A 25,501-nucleotide genomic window follows, 5' to 3' on the forward strand; every position below is an offset into this window, starting at 1 on the left:
ACAGTACAAACACGCTACCTATATGCGGTTTTTACGCATTTTTATAAAAAATAATGGCAATCACATATATCTTATTATAGTTGTGGAATGGCGGGATTAGTTTATTAGTTATTTGTAACAGGTTTCATAACCTGGTCAAGGGCTAATTGCCAGTTGAATTTTTGCTTTGTAGTATTTACCTGTTGTATATCTTGTATATAAGCAGGATTAAAATACGCAGCCAGCGAAAGCGTATAAACACCATTGCCAGGTTCAAACAAGGTACCGGCTTCATATCCTTTTTCGTGGTTGGCGGCGCGTTGCTTATCAAACGGCACTTTACTGTTCACAAATTCGCCATGGGTTTTAACTCCTGTTACAAAGGGCACTAAAAAATCGACCGATTTCTGGATGGATGCTCCTTTTTCTGACTGATAGCTAAAGTAGTTTTTACCAGTGGCGCGGTAAATAACCATGCTGGCTCTTAATAAAGGTTCAAGCGTATAGGTATGGTAATGCAATGCGTCTCTTTCCAAAAAGTCAAAGCCGCTTCCATCAGCATTCAGGTTAACGTTGATCTGTTTTTCTATTTCCTGGTAAATACGGGGTTCATAACCGGTATTATGGAGCGTAAATGCAACCAATGTGAGCGTTTTGATCCGGTGCGAATTCCAGTTATTAAAACTGGTTGTTCTACCAGGTTTGGCAGATGCACTGTTGAACTCTGCTTCGCCAACCTTGATCAGCCAGCTATCAATCTGTTGTTTTGATTCTGCGGAAACGTTATTCCTGATTAAATCATACCCGGTTATCATATCCTCCAGCTTGGTTTCGTTGATCGGGTCGCCATTAGGTTTATTGGTATTTGCCCAGGCCAACAGAAAATCCTGCACTTTTTGCAGATAAGATTTTTGCTGATACAATCGGTAACACAAAGCCAATGCGTAAATTTTATTACCATCCTGCAATGATTTAAGACTGGCTGTTTTTGCCGGATTACCAGCCAGTACTCCCTGTGATACAATTGTTTCAATGGGACTTGGCTGCTCATTCAAAGCCTGTTCCGCTGTTCGCTTGTAGCGTTCAAAAGCTTTTTTCACATCATCACTGCCCGCAATATTCTTTTTTAACACCTGAATTTCAGCATCATTTAAACTTACATATTGTGCTTTGACGTATACAACTCCAAACAGGAGTACTGTCAGTAGAATTACTTTTTTCATAAATCAATTACGGTTAATTACAGGTTGACCTTTGTATAGATGTTGTTTACGCAACAATGCTTCCAGGTAATAATAATCGGCATAAATGATAGGCACATCAATTTCGGTACCTGCTGGTTTATGACCTGTACTGTGGATGAGTAAAAACCCTTTGCTCCCCCCTGCTTTGGCCTGATATTTTTCGCTTAGCGTTTTAACAATTTTATCGGCAGTAGAGCGGTACTCTTTGGCATTTTTACTATAAGTACTTAATTCATATAATGCCGAAGCAGCTACTGCCGCAGCCGAAGCATCGCGCGGGGCATTAGGTATAGCGGGATCATTATAATCCCAGTAAGGCACCAGATCCGCCGGTAAATTAGGGTTACTGAATATGAATTTAGCTATATTTTCGGCCTGTTTCAAATAAGCTTTGTTATGTGTTTCGCGATAACACATGGTATAACCATAAAGCCCCCAAGCCTGTCCGCGTGCCCATGCCGACTCATCGGCATAACCCTGGTGGGTTTGTTTGTGCAGTACTTTACCAGTTTCGGGGTCATAATCAATAACGTGGTAGGAGCTATAATCGGCCCTGAAATGGTTTTTCATGGCGGTATTGGCATGTGCCACAGCTATTTTATAAAAAGAGGAGTCGCCGGTTAAATGAGTGGCTTCAAACAGCAGCTCCAGGTTAAGCATATTATCAATAATAACCGGGAATTTCCATTGTTTACGGTTATCCCACGATTTGATGGAACCCACAACCGGGTTAAACCGGGTCGATAGCGTTTTGGCAGCTTCAATAATCACTTCTTTATAATGCGCATCTTTTGTTAAACGATAACCGTTGCCCACACTGTTATATACCTTAAAACCCATGTCATGGGTAATGCCGTTTGTTTTCTCAACCTCAATATTTGTAGTGAACTGTTGGGCTAGCCCCATCCACTTTTTATCGTTGGTATACTCATATAAAAACCAAAGTTCGCCCGGGAAAAAGCCGCTGCACCAATCTTTTGAAGGCACCATGACCAATTTTCCTTCTACGCTTAAACTACGTGGCGATACAAGTGCTGAGTTAGCTGCGTCTGACTTTACGGTGTCAACTTCTTTAAGCAACAAAGTGGTTTGATTTTGTGCAAATGAAAAGGCTTTGGCTACATCGGTTTGTGAAAACACCTTAGTAGTCAAAAGGGTCAGCGCAAAAAATACGATCAAGTTTTTGGTTCTCATGGGTTTTATAAAAAGTTTATGATCAGCTTGGTTCGTCTAAAGTTCAGGGGGATAAAAGACGCTGATGATGAGTTCAATATTACGACGTATTCCTGCCAAAATAAAAGCATAGCCGGTTAATTTTTACGCAAACGTTTGAGTTAGCTTGATGTAATCTGGACTTCGATGCCTTTTTGGGTGTGTCTTTTCGCAAAAAGCAGGTAAAAAATGCTGTTTAGTTGAGGTTTTTGTCTAATTTTAGGAAAATACTCATATACTTGTTGAGTTGCCGGGAGAGAGCCAAATTATGAATTTTGATGCCATTACTATAAGGGATATTGCCAGGGAATTACATCTATCTGTATCTACTGTTTCTAAAGCACTGAGAGACAGCTATGAGATAAGCGAAAAAACCAAAAAACTCGTAACAGAGTTTGCCCAAAAACATAACTACCGGCCTAATCCTATGGCCCAAAGCCTTAAAAAAGGGCATAGCAAATCCATCGGCATTGTAGTTTCCAGTATCGATAACCAGTTTTTTTCGCAGGTGATTAACGGCATGGAGTCTGAGGCTTATAGCCAGGGCTACAACGTGATTATCACCCAGAGTCATGAATCATATGAACTGGAGGTGCAAAACGTTGGACACCTGATCCATAGGGCCATTGACGGCCTGTTGATTTCAATCGCGACCGAAACCGCCGATGTAGAACACCTCAGACGGTTGCAGCAACAGGGCTTACCTATCGTTTTCTTTGATCGTGTAAGTAACGAGATAGACACACATAAAGTTATAGTTGACAATTTGGGTGGCGCCTACCAGGCCACTATGCACCTGCTTGCCTCAGGCTACAAAAACATTGCGCATATCACTAGCTCGGTAACATCATCTGTCACCAACCAACGGCTGGCCGGCTATGTAGACGCTCTTGTTGAAAGCGGCATTGAAGTTAATGAACAGTACATCAAATATTGCCTCCATGGCGGTCTTAATCTGGATGAGTTGGAACAAGCGATAGACGAGCTGATGCAGACAGAACCACGTCCGGATGCCATTCTTACCGCTTCCGACAGGATCACGACATCCACCATGACCTTATTGCATAAAAAAAATATAAGGATACCACAAGATGTTGCATTGGTTGGTTTTTCCAATACCGTACTGGCCGATGTATTAAACCCCTCCCTTACATCGGTACATCAGCCTGCTTTTGAAATTGGCAGAAAGGCCACTGAAATGTTGCTGAGCATCATTAACAGTAAGCGCCCCATTACCGAATTTGAGAATGTGGTTTTACCTACCGAACTGTTTATCAGGAGTTCATCGGCAAGCAAGCTTAAATAAACTTTTTTCTTATTCTGAAAAAGCTCTCCAGACTATTTCAATAACAATTCAGCTTCCTGAAATACACCTTAGTGTAGGGATAATTTTACATTTCCTAATTTTTCGAAAACGATTGCGTAAATAAAATTGGGGCAAAGTGTAAAACACCATATCAAATGTAGGTACTTTTGATATGTGCCATTCGCCTAAATAAGGCGATCACCCATTTATAAACCCTGTATTAATTATTAAAGTTTGCTGTATGTGCCAGGTTGTACCTTCATATTTTGTAAATACTATTGATCAGCCATTAAACATAGTAAGTGTAACCGATATCCATATGCGTTAATGATAGGAGACCTGCATGCGGTCATACAATTTATTTACAGTGTAAAATAACGTACTAATAACCACCCAAAACCAATAAAACCAAAACTTACTAAAACGAGAGTGAATATGAAAGAATAACAGACAAAACAAGTCTGGTAACAGACGCCCCTCCCCCTCATTTAAGGTTTCCTCAAAAAATCAAGTAACGAAAGTTGCCCGGAATCCTATTGCCAATTTTTTAAACCTAATTAATACCATAAACAAAGAATATGAAGAGAAAAACTTTATTTTTTAGCGTATTCAGAAGCACATCATTGCAATTAGCGCTTATTTGCTTTTTGCTGACCGGTGCTTTTGCAAGCGTTAGCTCAAAGCCCGGGGCTACGCCAATGAAAACTGCCGGTAACTTAAAAACTGCGGCTGATATAAAAATAACCGGTCATGTAACCGATGAAAAAGGCTTGCCACTTCCGGGAGCCAGTATACGGGTAAAAGGCACAAAAGCGGGTACCACTACCGATATTGATGGTAAATATTCCATTACCGTACCGGATAATAGTGCCGTTCTGATATTTACAACCATAGGATACACTGCCCAAGAAATACCGGTTAACGACCGTAAAACCATCGACGTTCAATTATTAAACAACGCCAAAGATTTAAACGAGGTTGTAGTAGTAGGTTATGGTGCGCAAAAGAAACGCGATGTAACCGGCGCAGTAACCTCAACCAATTTAACTAACGTTACCAAAACTCCTGTTTTTGGTACAGCTCAGTTATTACAGGGCCAGGTAAGCGGTGTGCAGGTTACGCAAACCAATGCACAACCAGGTGCTAGTTTTAGCGTACGCATCAGAGGTACCAACTCCATCACTAACAGCAGTGAGCCTTTATATGTAGTTGACGGTTATGCGGGCGCCGATATATCTGCCATAAACCCGAATGATATTGCTACTATGGATGTATTGAAAGATGCATCTGCAGCGGCTATTTATGGTAACCGTGGCGCAAATGGCGTAGTTATCATCACTACCAAAACCGGTAAAGCAGGGCAAAATATTGTTTCGGCCGATGTATACTCTGGTGTTCAGAGAGTAGGTAAAATACTCGATTTGATGAACGCATCACAATTTGCCGTATACCTTGATTCGGTGACATCTTATAACAATGTGGGCTCAAAAACACCAAAGCCACTACCTTTTACCCAGGATCAGATCAATAACTTAGGTGCCGGTACCAACTGGCAAAAAGAATTGTTCCGCACTGCCCCTATTACCAATGCAAACCTTTCTATAAGCGGTGGCAGCGAGCTTACCAAATACCTGGTAAGTTTCAGTTACTTTGATCAAAAAGGTATCATCCTTAACTCCGGGTACAAACGAGGTACCTTACGTTTTAATTTTACACATGAAATCAGCAAAAAACTATCATTTGGCCTTAACTCCCAGGTATCTTACGATCAGCAGAATATTGCTAACGTAAATACCAGTGGTGGTGCCGGTGGCGGTACATTGCTTGATGCCTTACGTATAAGCCCTACTATACCGGTTTATGATGCTACCGGCGCGTTCACTTTTCAAAATGGCCCTACCGGATATGCGGATATATTAGGTAACCCGATTGCGGCGGCTACGCTAAATACCGATGTTGACAATTCACTGCGTTTGTTTATTAACGCCTATGGCGAATATCAGATAACAAAAAACCTAAAATTCAGGTCGAGCTTTGGTACAGATGACCGTTTTGAAAAAGAAAGGATCTTCAGGCCAAACACTACTTACCTGGGCTTAACCACCAATGGTTATGCATCAATCATTAATCCTTCTAACCTCGATTGGTTAAATGAAAACACGTTAACCTATAATGCCACTTTCAATAAAATACATACCATAACCGCCTTAGCAGGTTTTACCTATCAAAACTCCCAATACCGGGCCAGCACAGCAACCGCGCAATCATTAACTACCAATAACCTGGGTACTGATGGTTTAGGTGCAGGTACCAGCCTGAATGCAACATCAACTGCCAATGGGCGCAGGTTAGCATCATTTATAGGCAGGGTAAATTACAGTTTGATGGACAGGTATCTATTAACCGTTTCTGTACGCCGGGATGGTTCTTCGGCCTTGGGCGCTAATAACCGATGGGGTACATTCCCATCAGGTGCATTAGCCTGGAGGGTATCAAGCGAAGAGTTTATGCAAAACATCAAAACCATTAGCGATCTGAAACTACGTTTAGGATATGGTATTGTGGGTAATCAGAGTATCCCTGTTAATTCGCCATATGCACAGTATGCTTTAAATAGCTATGTTCTCAACGGCGGTCGTAGTGTTGGTTTTTCACCCAATAATATCCCGAATGATAATTTACAATGGGAACAAACCCGGTCATACAACATTGGTGTCGACCTTGGTCTATTGAACAACCGTATTACTTTCAATGCAGATGTTTACGATAAAAAAACCACTAAATTATTATTCCAGCGTCCAGTGCCTTCAACAACCGGCTTTACCACTTTCCAGGACAACCTGGGTGCCATGAGCAACCGTGGTATTGAGCTGGCTTTAAATACCACCAATATCAGCGGGCAATTTATAAAGTGGACCACCGGTATTAATTTTGCCAAAAACATCAATAAAATACTAGATCTGGGCGGCCCTCAGAGTGTACTTACCGGTACCGTAAGTTCCAGCTTATATCCGGGCGGTCAAAACTCATCTATATTACAGGTGGGTAAACCTATCGGCTCATTTTATGGTTATGTATATGACGGTATATGGCAGTCAACCCAACAAATTGCAGCCAGCGGTATTACTAACGCTCTTAAGCCTGGCGACCCAAGATATAAAGACCTGAATGGCGATCATATCATTAACGCGTCAGACCGTACTATTATCGGCAATGCTTTACCAAAATTCACTTACGGCTTTAACAGTAATTTAACTGTAGGGCAGTTTAACCTGTTTGTGTTGATACAAGGCGTTTATGGTAACCAGATCATGAACGAGAACAAAATTGAGACTGAAAACGGAACCACCAACGATAATAAATTAGCTTATGTATTAACCAGAAGCTTTGGTATGCCGGGTTCCGATAATTCGCTGCCAAGTGTGGGCAGTACTTTGCGTCGGAGTTTAGGCCCAACCAGTGACATATTGGAGAGTGGCAGCTATTTAAGATTTAAAACTATCACTTTAAGCTATAATCTGCCTTTGCCAAAAGTGAGCAGGATATTTAAATCAGCCAGTGTATATGTAACAGGCCAAAATTTATTCACCATCACCAAATACTCAGGTTATGATCCGGAAGTGAATACTTACGATACGTCAAGCGGAAACTATACTTCATTGGGTACCGATTATAACCCGTATCCAAATATCAAAACCTACACCCTGGGCTTAAGATTAGGCATGTAACCGGTAATTATTTAAATAGACAAATCATGAAAAAAATATATATACTATGTGTTTTGGCGGGATTGGGCCTTTCTTCCTGCAACAAGCTGTTAGACGAAAAACCAACCAGCGTTTTAACCAATACTAACTTTTATCAAAGCGCTGCCGATGCACAGGCTGCTGTTGTAGGCGCCTTAAGTCAGTTACAACCACAGGCTTATTATCAGCGTACAGTTTATATTATGGGTGAGCTCTCCGGCGATTGCCTTATCCCTCTGCTTACACAAAATCAGGAGCGTATTGATATGTATAAGCTAACTTACACTCCATCAAATATCGAAATAAACAACTGGTGGGTAAACAGCTATAAATTGATTAGCAGGGCCAATGATATTTTGGCTAATGTTCCTAAGATCACCATGGATGTTCCTACGAAAAACAACCTATTGGGTAACGCCAGTTTTTTACGTGGGATGGCTTACTTTGACCTGGCCAAAAGCTTTGGCGATGTTCCATTGATCACTCACCCAATTATTGATAAAAGTGATCCTGATTTTTCGCCGCCAAGAACAGCTGCCAGTAAAGTATACGCGCAAGCTATTGCCGATCTGTTATTTGCCGAAGCCAATTGTTTATCGGAAGATAAAATCTCATCAGCCAATAAAGGAATGGTATCATCAGGCGCGGCGTCAGCTATGCTGGCCCGTGTTTACCTGCAAAGGGCAAGCACCACCTTTGCCGATCCTAACGACAATCAAAACGCACTTGCCGAATGTAATAAAGTGATCAGTTCTGGCCTTTATAAACTGATGCCGAATTATACCGATGTGTTTAACTGGGATATTAAATATTTCCCGCAACAAACAGAACATATTTTTGATGTGCAGTTTGGCAGTAATAACACCACTACCACGCAAAATATAACCATCCGTATGTTTACACCGTTGGCTGGTGGTGGTTCCGGATCATTTGTGGCCAACCCTTATGTATTCAACAGTCTTTATTTTGGAGCCGATGTGAGAAAAGCATGGAACGTAACCAACAAAGTAACCGATTCAAAAGGAGTTACCACAACTGTTGCTCCGTGGATCAGTAAATATAAAGATCCTCAATGGGTACAGGGAAGCAATAACTCCCGTATGAACTGGATCATACTGCGTTATGCCGATGTATTGATGATGCAATCAGAAGCCATGAATAATCTTAATCCAGGCGATCCCGCCAAATTTAATGGGCTAAACACTGTGCGGGACAGAGCAGGTTTATCTGCTGCCCACCTGAGTTTGGCTAATACCCCTACACCTTCCGCTTTTATTGATACGTTAGTTAAAGATCGTGCCCGTGAGCTTTGTGTAGAAGGGCATCGTCGTTGGGATTTAATCAGGTTAGGCCGTATTAAACAAATTGAACAGACTATTAATGGTTTTACACTTCCAGACAACCTGTTATTGCTACCCATACCACAGCCGGAGCGCGATGTAAACCCGAACTTAACTCAAAACCCAGGATATTAATTATGACATACAGACACATTACCCTGTTTCTGTTAATACCCCTATGTTTTACCAGCTTTGCCCAACGCAAGGCTGGTAAAACTATTTTTATACTGCTTGATGAGCAAGCGCTTCATCAAAGTAAACAACAGTATCAAAATAAAGACACAGCCATGGTAGCACAGGTTAACAACCTGCTTGCCCGTGCCGATAGCCTATTAAGTGCAGGTCCCTATTCGGTAACTTATCATAAAACTAAGCTGGCACCCAGTAATGATAAACACGACTATGTAAGCCAGGCGCCCTACTGGTGGGCAGATTCCTCCAAAAAAGATGGTAAACCTTACATCCGAAAAGATGGCCGGCGTAATCCCGAAATTTATTTGTTGCATGACGGCAGCCAGATAGGTAATTTATGCAATAGTGTAGAGCAGCTCACGCTAGCCTGGTACTTCACCGGTAACGAAAAATACACACAGAAAGTTAAAACTTTACTGCAAGTTTGGTTCCTGGATGCCGATACCCGAATGAACCCAAATTTAAATTACGCGCAATATATTCCCGGACTTAATGATGGCCGTGGAATTGGTATTATTGAAACGACTGGATTAACCGTTATACCGGATATGCTCACCCTACTACAATCCAGCAAGAATGTTGATAGCGGCTTAATAAATGGCATAAAACAGTGGTACCAACAATATCTGAATTGGTTGGTAACCAGCAAAAATGGCAAATCGGAACACAGCCAAATCAATAATCATGGTACTTATTATGACCTGCAGGTAGTTGATTTCGCCTTGTTTACCGGCAACGATGCTTTGGCAAAACAAACCCTGCAGCAAACCACTATGGCCAGGATCGACCAACAATTTACTCCCGATGGCGCTATGCCGCTGGAGTTGATCCGTACCAAATCCTGGGGTTATGCCAACATGAACCTTTGGGGCTGGTGCCGCCTGGCTAAAATGGCCGCTTTGGTTAATGTAGATCTTTGGCATGAGCAAACCATCGATGGTAAAGGCATCAAAACAGCCATTAACTGGCTTATGCCTTATGCACTTAAACAAAAAGCATGGACCCACGAGCAAATTGAGCCTATTACCTATGGCACATTTACCCGTATCGTTCGTGCTGCTGCCGCTGTTTATCCTGATGATAACTTCAAACAATATTTAAAAGAGCATCCAATAAAAAATCGGTTAAACGATATCAATTAGCAGGTTTTTAATATACTTATGAAAAGATCAGTATTATCCCTTTTAACTTTTATCTGTGTTTTTGGTCAGTTGAGCTATGCCCAGCAAAAAACAAGGCTTACCGGTAATTGGGAGTTCCTGAGGCAGGACATTGGCGGCATATGGGAAGCCGTGCGTCCGGTTACACCCGGTAACCCCGAAAGTGTTCCGGTTTGGCAAAAGGTAACGCTGCCCCATTGTTTTAATGCACGGGATGCTGTTGATCCGGATGTGAACTATTACCAGGGACCAGGCTGGTACCGCACCCAGTTGGATATTAAAAACCCTTATGCTAATGGCCGTATATTGCTCCATTTTGAAGGTGCCGGACAAAAAACCGAGGTATACGTATATACCACCAAAGTAGGTGCCCATTTGGGTGGTTACGACGAGTGGACAGTAGATATCACCCAGGCGGTGGAAGATTTTAAAAAGACGGATGTTTGTCAAAAACGATTTAAAGGACGTATCCCGGTGGAGATCAGGTGCGATAACTCGCGAGATCTGGAAACTATCCCCTCACAGTTATCTGATTTTAATGTTTATGGTGGACTTTACCGCTACCTGAACATGGTGTATGTTCCGGCTGTTTCTTTGGATAAAATATTTGCATCGGCACAAACTGATAAGGAAGGTAAGCTGGGCGAGCTTCAGGTTAAAGCCAGGTTCTATAACCCGGCTAATAATTTTGCTGCCGATGGCCTGATTAAACTGATTGATCCGCAAGGTAAAGTTGTGGCCAACAAAACTTTTCAGCTCAACAATTTGACCGGCGATATTTCGATTGGCTCGTTCCAGTTGAAAAAACCAAAGTTATGGTCACCTATTGATCCAGCTTTGTATACGGTTGAAGTATCAGTAAAATCAGGCGACCAGGTTGATGTGCAAACCGAAAAAGTGGGGTTTCGCAATTTTGAGTTTGCCAATAACGGGCCGTTTTATTTGAACGGTAAACGTTTGCTATTACGCGGTACCCATCGCCATGAAGATCAGGCTGGTGTAGCTGAGGCCATGACCGATAGTATGATGCACCAGGAAATGCAATTGATGAAGGATATGGGTGTTAACTTTATCAGACTGGGTCACTACCAGCAGTCTCGTATCATATTGAATTTATGCGATAGCCTGGGCATCCTGGTTTGGGAAGAAGAACCATGGTGCCGCGGCGGCTTAGGCGGCGAGATCTATCAGAACCAAGCCAAGCAAATGATGACCAACATGATCGAACAGCACTTTAATCATCCGGCTATTATTTTGTGGGGATTAGGTAATGAGAACGATTGGGAAGGTGATTTTCCAGTATTTGATAAAGAAAAGATCAGAACTTTCATGAAAACGCAGAATGACCTGGCTCATCGCCTGGATCCTTCACGCAAAACAACCATCAGGCGTTGTGATTTCTGTAAAGATATACCCGATGTATACTCCCCTTCTATCTGGGCGGGCTGGTACCGTGGTTTATTTACCGAGTACAAGTCAACTTCCGAAGAAGAATTTAAAAAAGTAAAACACTTTTTCCATGCCGAATGGGGCGGCGATAGTCATGCCCTGCGCCATTCCGAAAATCCGGATAAAGCGTTGAGCATCATCAAAGCGGGAACAGGTACAGATGAACGCCTTGGTGACGCTTCCCTGTATGGCGGCGCAGCTCGTGCGTCTAAAGATGGCGATTGGAGCGAAAGTTATATCTGTAACTTGTTCGACTGGCACCTGAAAGAGCAGGAAACCATGTCATGGCTTACCGGCTCGGCATTTTGGATATTTAAAGATTTCTCGACGCCCATCCGTCCGGATAACCCTATCCCTTATATGAACCAAAAAGGTGTGGTTGAACGAGATCTTACACCCAAGGAATCGTATTATGTATTCCAATCTTATTGGACGGAAAAACCTATGGCCCACATTTATGGGCACAGCTGGCCCGTGCGCTGGGGTGATGCAGGCGAAGAAAAAATGGTAAAAGTGTATTCTAATTGCGATAACGCTGAGCTTTTTGTGAACGGTAAAAGCTATGGTGTAAAAAAACGCAACAGCCAGGATTTCCCGGCAGCGGGTTTGCGTTGGATGGTACCGCTACAGGCAGGTAGTAACGATATTAAAGTAGTGGCCCATAAAGGCAAACAAACCGTTACCGACCAAATCAGTCAGCAATACCAGACCGAAAAATGGGGTAAACCGGCCAAAATTGTGATCGAAAAAGTGAAAGATGAAAATGGCGAGGCCACTATACAGGTAAAATTACAGGACATTAAAGGGGTACCATGTCTTGACGCCGTAAACTGGATCGCGTTTTCGCTATCCGGCGATGGTACGCTAATAGATGATCTGGGTACTTCAAGAGGTTCACGTAAAGTACAGGCGTATAATGGTCGGGCTTTAATCAGTGTAAAAACAAATAATGGTAAAAGCGTGGTAGGTGTACAATCGCCGGGCTTACCAACCGCATTCATTAATTTATAAGCTATGTTTAAAATACGGTATTTATTATTTCTTTGTTTGCCCCTGCTCTTACTAAGTTGGCAAACAGATACAGACTTGCCCGTTAAACAGCAGGTAACGGCTACATTAAAAGCCGATATACTAAAAGAAGCCGCCTGGGCGCTTAAACAAGATCCGGTAACCGTTACGACCGAAACTTGCTCGCGCAGCTCGGGAGGCAAGCACGATTTTTACTCCGAAGGTGACTACTGGTGGCCCAACCCGCAAGATCCGAATAGCCCGTACATACAAAAGGATGGGTTGACCAATCCGCAGAATTTTGTGGCACATCGCCTGGCTATGATCCGCTTTAGCCGTATCATTGGAGCCCTTGCATCCGCCTATCAGATTACCGGTGATAAAAAGTATGTTAAGCAGGCGCTCTGGCACCTGAAAGCCTGGTTCATTACCCCCGAAACTTTGATGAACCCCAACCTGCAATATGCGCAAGCCATTAAAGGGGTAGCCACTGGTCGCGGTATTGGCATTATTGATACCATACAATTAATGGAGGTGGTTCAGGGTGTGGAAGCGATGCAAAATTCTTCCTTGATAGATCAACAAACGCTTGTGGGGATCAAAGGCTGGTTTAGCCAGTATATTACCTGGCTTACCACTCACCCGTACGGTAAAGACGAAATGAATGCCAAAAACAATCATGGCACTTGCTGGGCCATGCAAACCGCTTGCTTTGCCAAATTTACAGGCAATAAAGAGGTGATGGATTTTTGCCGCACCCGCTTTAAAGAGGTATTATTGCCCAGCCAGATAGCTGCCGATGGTAGTTTCCCCTTAGAGTTAAAACGCACCAAACCTTATGGATATTCTATATTTAACCTGGATGCCATGACCACCCTATGCCAGATACTGAGCGACAAAAACGATAATTTATGGACCTACCAAACACCTGATGGTCGCTCCATCAAAAAAGGGATTCAATTTTTATATCCCTTTTTAAAAGATAAAAATACATGGCCCTATGCGCACGATGTGATGCACTGGGAAAGCTGGCCGGTAGCACAGCCCTCATTGGTTTTTGGTGCAGCGGCTTATGGCAATGCCGAATGGCTTAATACCTGGAAAAAATTGGATCACACACCAAAAGATGAAGAGATCATCAGAAATTTACCGGTAAGGCATCCGCTTATCTGGCTCAATTAAAAACATCAAAAGCCCGGCTCAAATGAACCGGGCTTTTTTATGATATAATATTTAATCGGGTAATAGCCTGTGGAATTTAAACTCAGTTAATACCGGGGCATCGGCCGGATAGGTGATATATTTTAAGGTTAATACGTTACCATCAAGAATAAATATGGTACGATCATAAAGTTTGACATTGCTTGGCGTTTTAACCACAGGACTATTACCATTTTGCACAACCATCTCCTTGATCGTAATTTTTAAACTATCGCCTTTAGTAGTATAAGTACCGTTATACAAGGTCTGATTTGTCAGTCCGTTATCGTAATGCACTAATGTGTACGTAAATTCGCCAAGCCCACCGAAATATAAATGAGTATCAAAATTAGGCCCCTGGTTGGTGACCGCCCAGCCCCCAATCAAGCTTTTAACTGGTTCAGTTACCGGTTTCTTGTCTTTTTTACAAGCCCCGGTGATCAGTAAAGTGCAAATCAGTACGCCATATAAAGCACTGACAAAATTTGGTTTAAGTAATTTCATAAAATGCAGGTTTATAACCATTACGCCACACCAAATCATTTCGTTACAAACACTTACAATTTTCATCAATACACTGGCGCCTCTAAGCTTATCCCATATCGTGTTACAGATGATCTAAAAACCTCCCTGGCTACCTGAGTTAAGTTCTGCCATTCAAAACCACCGTAAATAGTATCAAATGGTATCTGGTCAACCCGTTTAATCACCTCTGCCAGTTCCTTTTCGGGTAATGGAATTACGTTCGGATAACTGTACATAAATGCCAGATGCTTTTTACTTTTAGCAACGTAAATACTATCGCCGGTAAGTAATGTTCCTTCTGCCGATAAGTCAGGCACCCGCAGCACGCTGCTACCTGGGAAATGTCCGCCAATATTGATGATGGAGATACCATCGCATAACTGCTGTTCAGTTCCCTCCCAAAATGAGATATGCGGTCCTTTGTTAAACATCCATTGCTCATCAGCAGCATGAATATAAACCGGACAATCAAATATCTGTGCCCACTCATTCACATTGCTGTAAAAGTGAGGGTGCGAAAAAGCGATAGCCTTTATCCCTCCCTTCGATCCGATAAAATCAATAATTTCCTGGTTAAGCAGCGGAATACAATCCCACAAAATATTGCCTCCCGGTGAAAGTGTTAGTAAAGCCCTGTTTCCGAGCGCTAATAATGGTGTTACCTGCAGGGAGAAAAGCGTAGGACTAAGTTCCCTGATCAATACCTGGTGATTAGCTACTATTTCGACTGAGTTAGTCCAGTTTTGGCCATCTTCAGCAAGATATTGCCGGTCGTCATTACATATCGGGCAAAACTCAGGTGATGACAGTTCTGCTTCATATTGTGTACCACAGGTACAGCAAGTGTTTTTTACTTGTTCCATAATATCTCCGTTTTAAGTCTGGTTAGATTAATTATCATCTAATTTCAGACATTAATGGACTATCCATATAGTCCAGATATTACAAGAAAAATAGTCCAGGCGTTATGTATTAATCGATAGCGTGGTCGGTTTCAGTATCTGTTCCCTTCCACACTCTTTTGGCAGTCCAGTCCTCATCAGCCTTTTGCCAAAATTCGTCGGATGGTGGTAAACCCAGTATCAAAAAAACTTCGGAACAAAGGTAAAGGCTCCCCGTAGATATATACCCCTCACCAATATCCGGCTGATGTCCGTACAGCCCCACCTGCAACCAGCCCTTTTCATCAAAAGTACCAGGGGCTTCGATTTGTCTTTTAACAAGGGTATACAAAGCCGCCCTCACCTGTTCAGGTTTTATGCCATCGGGCAAAGTATGCATCAGGGCAATTTTTGATAAAAGCTGAAAGGCGCCAAATCGATAAGCCAATGAGCGGCCAATGGGTGGATAAGTGCCCTCGGGAGATATCAACCGTTCCTGAATAGCGGCATAACGACGGGCACGTTTCAGCGCGGTATTGTAAGTTGCTTTTTGGTCGACTCCGGCATCCTGGAGCGTTTGCAACACTTCCAGCAGCATGGGTTGTATCACAAAACTGTTGTAGTAATCCCAATGAAAATCGGCACCGTCACCATACAGTCCATCCCCCTTGTACCAAAGTTGATGTTGTTTAATGGCATAATCCATTCGCATCCTGTCGCCATAATTATCAAATTTCAGCAAGGCTGCTTCAATAGTAGCGCTGAACAGCAGCCAGTTATTATATCCGGGTGTAATAACTCGCGAAGATTTAAACGCGGCAATAATATTTGCTTTGGTTGGCGCATCCAATGGATCCCATAGTTGGTGTGGCGCTCGTAATAAGGCCTGGGCCAAAAAGGAGGCATCAACCACGGGTTGAGCGCCTTTGTTAAAATTCATAAAATCAGCACCGTTCGGATCGGTAGCATTGTGAAGACCCATACGCGCCAGTTCGATATATTTTTTGCGTAATATACCTTCGGGGGTTTGATCGGGTCCTAATTCCAGCCAGGGCGCCATACCAGCCAGTAACCGGCCAAAAGCTTCCAGGTAAGTATAATTTTTACGATCGCCGGTCTTGGCTTCAACCGGCATTTGCTGTTTGAGTTCGTTTTTACTCAAGGTGATCAATACCGGATTGGCTATCTTCACCAAAGATTTAACCAGGTAAGCCCGTTCTTTTTGCCCGGCCTCATTATCTGTTGGCGATTGGGCCATCACCATACCTGATAAAGGCAAGGATAATATCAAACAGAAAAATTTATGGCGCATTACAGGATTGATGTTCATCTTATCATTATTAATTCTCGGTTTTACCGGGGAATTTATCAAACAAAGCTTTCAGTTCTTTTGCCTTTTCAGGGTATTCCTGGATAACATTGGTTCGTTCGCTTGGATCGAATGACAAATTAAACAATTCTATTTTAGATTCCTGTGCCTGGTTGGATATCCCTGTATTGGTATTGGCCGATTTTACTTCCCGGTATTTCCAATCGCCCTGGCGTACCGCTTCACAAATGCCGTTATTTACGTAATAAATTTCCCGGTGTTTGGGATGACGGCCGCCTTTGCCCAACAGCACATCGGAGATGGATTGCCCATCAAGCACCCGCCCTTTTGGCAATGGCGCGTTTACCCACTGGGCCAGGGTTGGCAATACATCCAGATTGCTCACCATACTGGTGATGGATGCACCTACAGGCGTATGCCCTTTCCAGTACACAATAAAAGGTTCGCGTACGCCACCTTCATAACTTTGCCCTTTGCTGCCGCGGAAGACGCCTGCGGTACCGGCATCCCAGGGTTTGGTAGCCCCATCACCCGACATGCGCGATGGAAACTCGATCCACGGGCCGTTATCGCTCGAAAACATAAATATGGTATTATCGGCCAGTCCTTGTTTTTCCAGCTGTGCCCAAACCTCGGCTAAACTGGCGTCGAGCTGCTCCACCACATCACCCAGGTGACCGCCATCGGAACGGCCTTTATTTTGCTGCGATGAGGCAAAGGCTACCGGCAAATGCGGCACATTATGCGCCAGGTACAAGAAAAATGGTTTACCTTTCTTTTGCTCTTTAATATACCTGATCGCCTCGTTCTTATATAGATCGATCAGGGATGAATCAGCCGGTTTGATCACCTCTGGTTTATGTCCCCGGAATATTTTAAGCGTGGTATCTGTTTTAACGTATGGATACTTATAATCATGGCTGTACAACATACCGTAATAGGAGTCGAAACCTTGCGCCATGGGATGGTTGTAAGGCTTATGATCGCCCAGATGCCATTTACCTATCATAGCAGTTTTATAACCAACAGCCTTCAGCATTTCGGCAATGGTCACTTCCTGATCAGGCAAACCCAATTCCGATCCCGGCCCTATAGGATAGGGAAGATTCATCCTGGAGGCATAACGCCCTGTTAGCAACGATGCCCTTGATGGCGTACAGCTTGGACTGGATACCACATAATTAGTTTCTCTTACACCTTTTTGGGCCATTTTATCCAGGAACGGCGTTTTAATGACCGGGTTTCCATAACAACTCAGGTCGGAGTAACCCATATCATCGGCCAGTACAAAAATGACATTGGGGCGTTGCTGCGCCCTGGCATTTAATGTTATAAAAAGTAATACAAGCCATATTAGCTTAGCAGGTAATTTGCCCGGAAAAGATTGCATAAAGGTTGGTATAATTTATCCAAAGTAACCGATTGCCATTTTACTTTACAAGCGGTTACTTTATTATTTTTGTTACAATGATTTTATCTTGTTCCAGTCAACCACTCCTACTTTTTGTGCCCATTGCAGGTATTCGGCTTCCAGGGCTTTTACCTTATCGGGGTATTTAGCAGCGAGATTATTGGTTTCAGATCGATCGGCATCCAAATCATACAATTCCCAGGGCCGGTCAATTTCGGCAACCAGTTTCCAGTTCCCTTTCCTGATGGCCCGGCTACCCTCATGCTCCCAAAAGATGGCATCGTGACCGTTCCAGGCTTTGCTGAGCAATACATTTTTCAGACTAAATCCCTCCAACGGTGTAAGCTTCCTATTTTTTAACTCCTGCGGATAACTTACGCCAGCCAAATCAAGACAGGTGGGCATGATATCGATAAAATGGGCAGGCTGCGTGTTGGTGCTACCAGCTTTGATAATACCCGGGAACCAGGCAATAAACGGTGTGGCGATACCGCCCTCGTGTGTATTTCTTTTAAACAGCCTGAACGGTGTGTTACTCACGTTGGCCCAGGGAATTTCGTAACTATCAATAGAATTTACTGAACCGGGTGTTCCATTTTTTTGAATCACTGTGGCCAGGCTCTTTACCTCATCGGCACTGCCACCATTGTCTGATGCAAAAAGCACGATGGTATTTTTATCTTTTCCAAGTTGTTTCAGCTTGTTCATGATCTCGCCTACACCGGCATCCATCCTATCTATCATGGCCGCGTAAATGGCCATGCGGGTATCCCATTTATCTTTTTCTTCAGGTGATAATGAATCCCAGTCGGATGCGCGACTGTCACGATCAGATAGTTTCCAGTATTTTTTGATGATACCGCTGGCCAGTAATTTTTCATAACGTTGTTTACGCAGCTTGTCCCAGCCTTTGAGGTATTTGCCCTTGTAACGGGCAATGTCCTCCGGCAGTGCTTGTATGGGCCAATGCGGGGCGTTATAAGCCACATATAAAAAGAACGGCGACTTATCAGTTTTAATTTGTTCCAACGACTGTATGGCGAAATCGGTAATAGCTTGTGTCAGATATTTAGAAGTATCGTTCCTCGTGATCTCCCGGTCGTTCAGCATAAAGGTTATCTTGCTGCCATCGTTATACAATGGGGCCGAATTAAAATAACTGCTGCCATTATTCAGCATGATAAATGATCTGTCAAAACCGCGATTAAAGGCCAGTGCCGATGGCTGCAGACCAACATGCCATTTGCCCGATACGATGGTGTTATAACCGGCTTTGGTTTTCAGCAACTCGGCAATGGTGGCGCAATGCTCATTCAGATACCCCTGGTATACCGGCGAGCCTTTATATTTCACCATGTCGCCCACACCTGCCTGGTGCGGATATAAACCGGTTAACAATGATGTGCGCGATGGACAGCACCTCCCGGCATTATAAAATTGGGTCATTTTTAAACCTTCCCGGGCGAGTTTATCAATATTGGGGGTATGGATCTCGGAGCCAAAACAACCCAGATCAGCAAAGCCCATATCGTCGGCTAAAATGATGACGATATTGGGTTTGGTTATTTGCTTTTGCGCGAAGGTGATGCTGCCGGAAAGCAGGCATAAAATAAGGAGTAGTAAATGTTTCAATGTTGGTGGTGGTTATTATCTTACACTAAATGTCATTTCGAACGAAGAGAGAAATCTTATACATTGGGATATAATAGCGTATAAGGTTTCTCCTCGTTCCTCGTTCGAAATGACAAAAGGAAATATGATGACTATTTGGTTTTCGCAATGCTTGAGGTAGTCTGTGCCACCACGGCTTCAACCTGGTAAACTGACGAAAACCCTTGCTTTTTCCAAACCTCTTTTTTGTTTTGATACAGCACCAGGGTTGGCAGCACGTTTACTTTAAGCTCCTTTGCCAAAGCAGTATTATCATATACTTCGATGCTGATGATCTTTGGGGTAAAACCAGTTTTTGCTTTCAACGAATCCAGTACGGGTACCAGCTTTTTGCAGGCGCCGCAATACCGGGAGCCAAAATCAACCAGTACCAACTGCGATGAACCGGTAAGCTCTGTAAATTCTGCCTTAGTTAAAGAAACACCTTTTTTAGTAGTCGAGATAATAGGATAACCAGAACCTATCCAGTTAGCTAAACCACCCGGAAGCTCTTCTACGTCCTTAAACCCTTTTGCACGCAATTCGTTGGATAAAACCTTGCTTCGGCCATTGGCAATAGAGTAAACAAAGGTCGGTTTGTCTTTTGAAAGCGCATCCAGGCGTTGCCGATAATCGGCGGCTTTGGCATCTACGTTAACAGCGCCCTTGATATGGTTCTGTACAAATTCTTCGCCCGAACGGGCATCCAGTATCTGCGCGTTTTTAGCGTGGTTAAGTTTGGCGGCAAAAGCCTCTAATGATAACAATGGGGGTTGTACAGGTGTGGTTTGCGCATTGGCAACACCCGTGGCGGCAACTATTACTGCCAGCAAAAAGTTTCTTAATTTTTTCATGATCATTAATTAGTTATTGTTTTCTAAATGATGGATCCTTTTATTGTTGATATCATCACGGTCAATAAAGGGGTAGATATTGTTCTTTTTAGCCTCGGCATCAAACAAGTCTTTCAATTCCTTTAATTTTTCAGGATATTTTTTAGCCAGGTCAATGCGTTCGTTAAAATCCTCGTTCAGGTTATACAGCTTCCATACGTCCTTGTCGTAATTGCGCTCAGGAAGTGTTTTACCTTGTGGAAAATTGAGCAGGTCGATATTATCCGGGCGATGCGCGGCTTCGGCTTTCCAGCCGTCTTTATAAATAGAGCGGGAAGTGAAGATGTAATAGTATTGTTTGGTGTGCAACGTTGGCGCCTGCGCATTATTGAACGAGCTAAACAACGATTTACCCTGCAACGTATCCTGTTTAATACCTTTAATATACTCAGGCAGTTTCAAACCTGCGGCTTCAATAGTAGTTGGGAATATATCCGAAACATGACCATACTGGTTACGGATACCGCCTTTTTCCTTGATCAATTTTGGATAGTAAACAATGAGCGGGTTATGCGTACCACCTTCGGCGTCGGCATCAGATTTCCAGTATTTGAAAGGCGTATTGGCAGCCTGTGCCCATCCTAGTGGATAATTGGTTGATGCCTCAGGAGTGCCGATAGATTCGTAATCACTTTCGTTATCCTTGATATAATCGGCCTCAGGTGTAGTCAGGGGTGAGTTTTTGGGGTTGATGACACCGTGGAAAGTTCCTTCCTTACTGGCGCCGTTATCCCCTATCATCACAAATACCAGCGTATTATCAAACTGACCAGACGCTTTAAGATAACTGATCACCCGGCCAACCTGGTGGTCGATATAGGTAAGGTACCCGGCATATACTTCCATAAAACGGGCATATAGTTTTTGCTGAGCCGGCGGCAGACTCTTCCAGGCTTGTATGCGCTCATTACGCTCGGGCAGTTTAGCATAAGCAGGAATATAACCGGCTTTTTTCTGATTTTCAAAAACCTTTTCGCGGTACACATCCCAGCCTTCATCAAATTTACCCTTGTACAGGTCGCTCCACTCCTTGCTTACCTGGTGCGGGGCATGAGTAGCACCTGGCGCATAATATAAAAAGAAAGGCCTGTCGGGAGCGGCTTTATGAGCAGCATCAATATAGGCTATGGCCTTATCGGTGATCACCTCGTTCAGGTTACGGCCATCCGGTTTTATATGGAAATTATCCTCTACCAGGTGCGGCGGGTTATACTGGTCGGTAGCCGATTCCAGAAAACCAATGTGGTGATCAAAGCCTTTACCCGTAGGCCAGCGGTCGAATGGACCAACGGCTGTAGTATCCTCATCGGGTGTTACGCCCCACTTGCCTACAGCAAAGGTACTGTAACCGTTTTCGCGCAGATTTTCGGCAATGGTACCCTTATCAGCCGGGATCCGGCCATCATACCCTGGAAAACCTGCTGCGGTTGAGGCATGCGAAAAATTACCCACGTGCACATAATGATGATTACGACCTGTTAGCAAAGACGACCGGGTTGGCGCGCAAATACCAGCTGTATGAAAATTAGTATAACGTAAGCCATTGTTGGCCAGCGTATCAAAATTGGGGGTGCTGATGAGTCCTCCAAAGGTAGCAGAGGCGCCAAAGCCAACATCGTCTAATAATATCCACACCACATTGGGTGCGCCTTTAGGGGCCTTAAGCGGCTTAGGCCACCATTCCTTTGATTCGGCCAGGGTTTTGCCTATCACCCCTTTGTAGGTTGATGGAGTTGATGGCGGTATATTGGCCGGAGCTACGGGTCCATATTGCGCCACGGCCGGCAGCGCAAAACCCAGGGCAATTACTATTGCCACGAACGTTTTTTTATGATTTTGTTTCATATGGATAGGTTTTATATTATTGGATTATAACTTCTGATCTAATTTAATACACGTCAATTGCGAGGTACGAAAGCTACAGCCCCACCCAACCCTCCCCGGAAGGGAGGGCTTTAAAATATTTTCCAAAGTCTCCCCTTCCGGGGGAGATTTAGAGGGGGCTTTCGTACCTCGCAATGACGCGTTTTTTTGTCCTTGTTCTTTGCTCTACTTATCCATGTTCCAAAGAATCCTTGCTCTTTGTTCCCCTAATCCTTGCTCCCTCAACAGTCTATTTTTTATAATTCTGATGTATCCTCCGATGATAAACATCGTACCAGTCAATAAACGGATACAGGTTATTTTTTTGAGCCTGTTCTTCAAATACTGCTTTCAGTTCTTTTAACTTTTCGGGATATTTCTTGGCCAGGTCGATACGCTCATTGAAGTCATCGTTCAGGTTATACAGTTCCCATACATCATCATCAAAGCTGATATCGGGAACATTTTTGCCTACGGTAAAGTCGTTCAGCTCCACATAATCCGGATGGTGTGCCGCCTCGGCTTTCCAGCCATCGCTGTAAATAGAACGCGAGCCAAATATGTAGTAATGCTGTAGTTTGTGCCTGTTAGCTGCTTCCGGGTGATCAAAGGAATAAACCAGAGATGTTCCTTGCAGTGTATCCTGTTTAATACCCCTGATGTACTCAGGCAGTTTAATGCCTGTATACTCCAATGTGGTAGGCAGCACATCAATCACATGACCGTACTGCGTGCGGATGGTTCCCTTGTCTTTAATGCCTTTTGGATAGTAAACAATCAACGGGTTACGGGTGCCTCCTTCGGAGTTGGCATCCTGTTTCCAGTATTTAAAGGGCGTGTTGGCAGCCTGTGCCCAGCCCAGCGGGTAATTGGTTGAGGCCTGCGGCGTGCCTATGTCATCAATATCCTCAATGTTTGTTTTCAGGTAAGGAGCCTCGGCAAGCAATTTGGCCGAATTCTTTTTAGGATTAATCTCACCATGCAGGGTTCCCTCTTTACTGGCACCGTTATCGCCTATGATCACAAATACCAGGGTATTATCCAGCTGGCCGCTTTGCTTTAAATAATTGATTAGTCGACCAACTTCATGATCAGTATAAGTCAGGTAACCGGCGTACACTTCCATAAAACGGGCATATAGTTTTTGCTCGGCCGGAGGTAATGATTTCCAGGCGGGGATACGGGTATTACGCTCCGGTAATTTAGCATAAGCGGGTATGATGCCCAGCTTTTTCTGCCTTGCGATCACTTTTTCCCTGAAATCATCCCAACCCGAATCAAACTGACCTTTGTACAGATCGCTCCATTCTTTTGCTACCTGGTGCGGTGAGTGGGTTGCTCCCGGTGCGTAGTACAAAAAGAAAGGTTTATCTGGTGCTGCTTTATGTTGTCGGGTAATATAAAAAATAGCTTTATCGGTGATCTGCTCGTTCAGGTGACGACCATCTGGCGTTACGTGGGCGTTGTCTTCTACCAGATCAGGTTTGTACTGATCCGTTGCCGAACCCAGGAACCCAAAGAAATGATCAAAACCTTTACCTGTTGGCCAGCGATCAAACGGACCGGCATCGGTAGCATCCTCATCGGGTGTTAAACCGTACTTACCCACGGCAAAAGTATTGTAACCATTCTCGCGCAATATTTCGGCAACCGTTCCTTTATCAGAGGGTATGCGGCCGTCATAACCCGGGAACCCGGCAGATAAAGCGATGTGCGAGAATCCACCCTCGTGAACATAATGGTGATTACGCCCGGTAAGCAGGGCCGAACGTGTAGGCGCGCAGATACCTGCCGTATGGAAATTGGTGTAACGCAGCCCGTTATTGGCCAGCGTATCAAAATTGGGTGTTTTAATGATACCGCCAAAGGTGCTTGTAGCGCCAAAGCCCACATCATCCAATATGATCCACAGCACGTTTGGCGCACCGGCAGGCGCTTTATGAGGCTCGGGCCACCACTCCTTTGAATCATTAAGCGTTTTCCCTACCGTACCGCCAAATGGCTGCGTATTTTGAGCCTTTACACTTTGCAAACCGAGCATGCCGATAAGCACAGCAACGGGCCATATTTTACCAATACCCGGCTTAAAATACTGGGGTGGCTTTGGGGTGAGTACTTTTAAATGTATCATAATATGATTTTCGTTTAGATGTTTATTATTGTACCGGAAAACCAGCTTTTGTTAAACTGTCAAGAGCTCCTATATTATAGCTTAAATGATAGCCCAGCGTTTGCAAGGAATCAGCTGCTCTGCCGCTCCGGTTGCCGGAATGACAATAAAGATAGATGGATTTATTTTTATCTAGCTTCCTGATCTGATCGGCAAAATCGGCCGATTTGATATTGATATTTGCTGCGTATTTTAAATGCTTCTGGTTGTACTCTTCGGGCGTACGCACATCTACGAGGTAAGCTTTACCTTGCGCCACATCATCAAGCAGTTTCTTTTCTACCGATGGTGTTACAGCTATTTTACCCGAATGGGTCTGTACGTATGCCGTCTGTTGTGCCCGTAAAGCAGTGTTTACAAAAAACAGTAGCGCGGTGATGATGATTAATTTTTTCATGTTTAAGTACTACTCCGCATAACTTGATCTGAACTTAATACCCCAGTGGCCGTCTTCTTTGGTAAGGATGTACAAAGACTCGAAATGTCCTATCAGGCTCCCATCGGCCCGATACCGCGAAAACCCTGTATCCACATGTACCTTATCTGCAGAAGCCTGGATAATGTTGCGGTGATCCCACTGGCTATGATCCCAGCCGGTCTTTTGCAGCTCGCCAAAAACTCTTGCAGAGTCACGGAGCCCTGCTTTTTCCAGTACCGACATTTTACCGCTGGCCAACCGGTAATGCGGAAACTGATAGGTACGCTCCCAACCCGCCAGATCTTTAGCGTTAAAGGTGGCCATATACTCATCGAGCACCTGGAACACGGCCGCACTTACCCTCGGGTCAATCCCATGCGAGCCCTGGTCAGTCGCCGATGATTGTCCTAAAACCTGGGTTAACCCACCGATGATTGTTAAAAAAACAAAGAATAATCTTTTCATAGCATTGATATTTAATCGTTTAACTATTCAAAACCTCACCCTACCCTCTCCAAAGGAGA

18 protein-coding genes are annotated in these 25,501 nt (G+C 43.8%); 6 read left to right on the forward strand and 12 right to left on the reverse strand.

Features of this window, described 5'->3' with window-relative positions; genetic code table 11:
• Positions 1-104 precede the first annotated feature (104 nt).
• Positions 105-1,202 (reverse strand): alginate lyase family protein, encoded by a 1,098-nt coding sequence (locus tag BW976_RS03335; RefSeq protein ID WP_076370335.1) that lies wholly within the window; start codon positions 1,200-1,202, stop codon positions 105-107.
• A 3-nt stretch (positions 1,203-1,205) separates the two neighbouring features.
• On the reverse strand, positions 1,206-2,417 hold the full coding sequence (locus tag BW976_RS03340) for a glycoside hydrolase family 88 protein (RefSeq protein ID WP_076370337.1): 1,212 nt from the start codon (positions 2,415-2,417) through the stop codon (positions 1,206-1,208).
• A 286-nt stretch (positions 2,418-2,703) separates the two neighbouring features.
• Between BW976_RS03340 and BW976_RS03345 the strand changes: the two genes are divergently transcribed.
• The 6 genes from BW976_RS03345 to BW976_RS03370 all read left to right on the forward strand — a co-directional run bounded on the left by BW976_RS03345 (position 2,704) and on the right by BW976_RS03370 (position 13,818).
• Positions 2,704-3,741, forward strand: a complete 1,038-nt coding sequence (locus BW976_RS03345; RefSeq protein ID WP_076370339.1) for a LacI family DNA-binding transcriptional regulator — start codon at positions 2,704-2,706, stop codon at positions 3,739-3,741.
• 578 nt (positions 3,742-4,319) lie between these two features.
• Complete coding sequence (locus BW976_RS03350; RefSeq protein WP_076370341.1) at positions 4,320-7,469, forward strand: SusC/RagA family TonB-linked outer membrane protein; 3,150 nt, start codon at positions 4,320-4,322, stop codon at positions 7,467-7,469.
• 26 nt (positions 7,470-7,495) lie between these two features.
• Entirely contained in the window at positions 7,496-8,962 is a 1,467-nt protein-coding gene (locus tag BW976_RS03355; RefSeq protein WP_076370343.1) for a RagB/SusD family nutrient uptake outer membrane protein, read from the forward strand.
• 2 nt (positions 8,963-8,964) lie between these two features.
• Positions 8,965-10,161, forward strand: a complete 1,197-nt coding sequence (locus tag BW976_RS03360) for an alginate lyase family protein (RefSeq protein ID WP_076370345.1) — start codon at positions 8,965-8,967, stop codon at positions 10,159-10,161.
• 18 nt (positions 10,162-10,179) lie between these two features.
• On the forward strand, positions 10,180-12,639 hold the full coding sequence (locus BW976_RS03365) for a glycoside hydrolase family 2 TIM barrel-domain containing protein (protein ID WP_076370347.1): 2,460 nt from the start codon (positions 10,180-10,182) through the stop codon (positions 12,637-12,639).
• A 3-nt stretch (positions 12,640-12,642) separates the two neighbouring features.
• The gene (locus BW976_RS03370) at positions 12,643-13,818 is read left to right on the forward strand and encodes an alginate lyase family protein (protein ID WP_076370349.1); all 1,176 of its coding nucleotides are present in this window, start codon (positions 12,643-12,645) and stop codon (positions 13,816-13,818) included.
• Between the two features lie 51 nt (positions 13,819-13,869).
• On the opposite strand, the gene BW976_RS03375 is transcribed toward BW976_RS03370, so the two are convergent.
• From BW976_RS03375 to BW976_RS03420, 10 genes are all read right to left on the reverse strand, one after another.
• Positions 13,870-14,340, reverse strand: a complete 471-nt coding sequence (locus tag BW976_RS03375; protein ID WP_139332183.1) for a hypothetical protein — start codon at positions 14,338-14,340, stop codon at positions 13,870-13,872.
• A gap of 65 nt (positions 14,341-14,405) precedes the next feature.
• Positions 14,406-15,224 carry an MBL fold metallo-hydrolase gene (locus BW976_RS03380; RefSeq protein WP_076370354.1) on the reverse strand — a complete coding sequence of 273 codons (819 nt, stop codon included), beginning with the start codon at positions 15,222-15,224 and terminating at the stop codon, positions 14,406-14,408.
• Positions 15,225-15,333: 109 nt separating this feature from the next.
• A complete protein-coding gene (locus BW976_RS03385) occupies positions 15,334-16,572 on the reverse strand; it encodes a DUF2264 domain-containing protein (protein WP_245834615.1) in 1,239 nt (412 codons plus the stop codon).
• Between the two features lie 10 nt (positions 16,573-16,582).
• Positions 16,583-17,962, reverse strand: coding sequence for a sulfatase-like hydrolase/transferase (locus BW976_RS03390; RefSeq protein WP_076370356.1), 1,380 nt, complete (start codon positions 17,960-17,962; stop codon positions 16,583-16,585).
• Positions 17,963-18,034: 72 nt separating this feature from the next.
• A complete protein-coding gene (locus tag BW976_RS03395) occupies positions 18,035-19,615 on the reverse strand; it encodes an arylsulfatase (protein ID WP_076370358.1) in 1,581 nt (526 codons plus the stop codon).
• A gap of 131 nt (positions 19,616-19,746) precedes the next feature.
• Positions 19,747-20,487: a thioredoxin domain-containing protein gene (locus BW976_RS03400; RefSeq protein WP_076370664.1), complete on the reverse strand. Its 741-nt coding sequence runs from the start codon at positions 20,485-20,487 to the stop codon at positions 19,747-19,749.
• A 9-nt stretch (positions 20,488-20,496) separates the two neighbouring features.
• Positions 20,497-22,371, reverse strand: coding sequence for an arylsulfatase (locus BW976_RS03405; RefSeq protein ID WP_076370360.1), 1,875 nt, complete (start codon positions 22,369-22,371; stop codon positions 20,497-20,499).
• 268 nt (positions 22,372-22,639) lie between these two features.
• Entirely contained in the window at positions 22,640-24,520 is a 1,881-nt protein-coding gene (locus tag BW976_RS03410) for an arylsulfatase (protein ID WP_084192045.1), read from the reverse strand.
• A gap of 25 nt (positions 24,521-24,545) precedes the next feature.
• Positions 24,546-24,956, reverse strand: a complete 411-nt coding sequence (locus BW976_RS03415; RefSeq protein WP_076370362.1) for a rhodanese-like domain-containing protein — start codon at positions 24,954-24,956, stop codon at positions 24,546-24,548.
• Positions 24,957-24,965: 9 nt separating this feature from the next.
• Entirely contained in the window at positions 24,966-25,442 is a 477-nt protein-coding gene (locus tag BW976_RS03420; protein ID WP_084192046.1) for a hypothetical protein, read from the reverse strand.
• Between the last annotated feature and the right edge of the window lie 59 nt (positions 25,443-25,501).

The sequence above is a fragment of the Mucilaginibacter lappiensis genome (assembly GCF_900155965.1).
In the GTDB taxonomy this organism is placed as follows: Bacteria; Bacteroidota; Bacteroidia; order Sphingobacteriales; family Sphingobacteriaceae; genus Mucilaginibacter; species Mucilaginibacter lappiensis.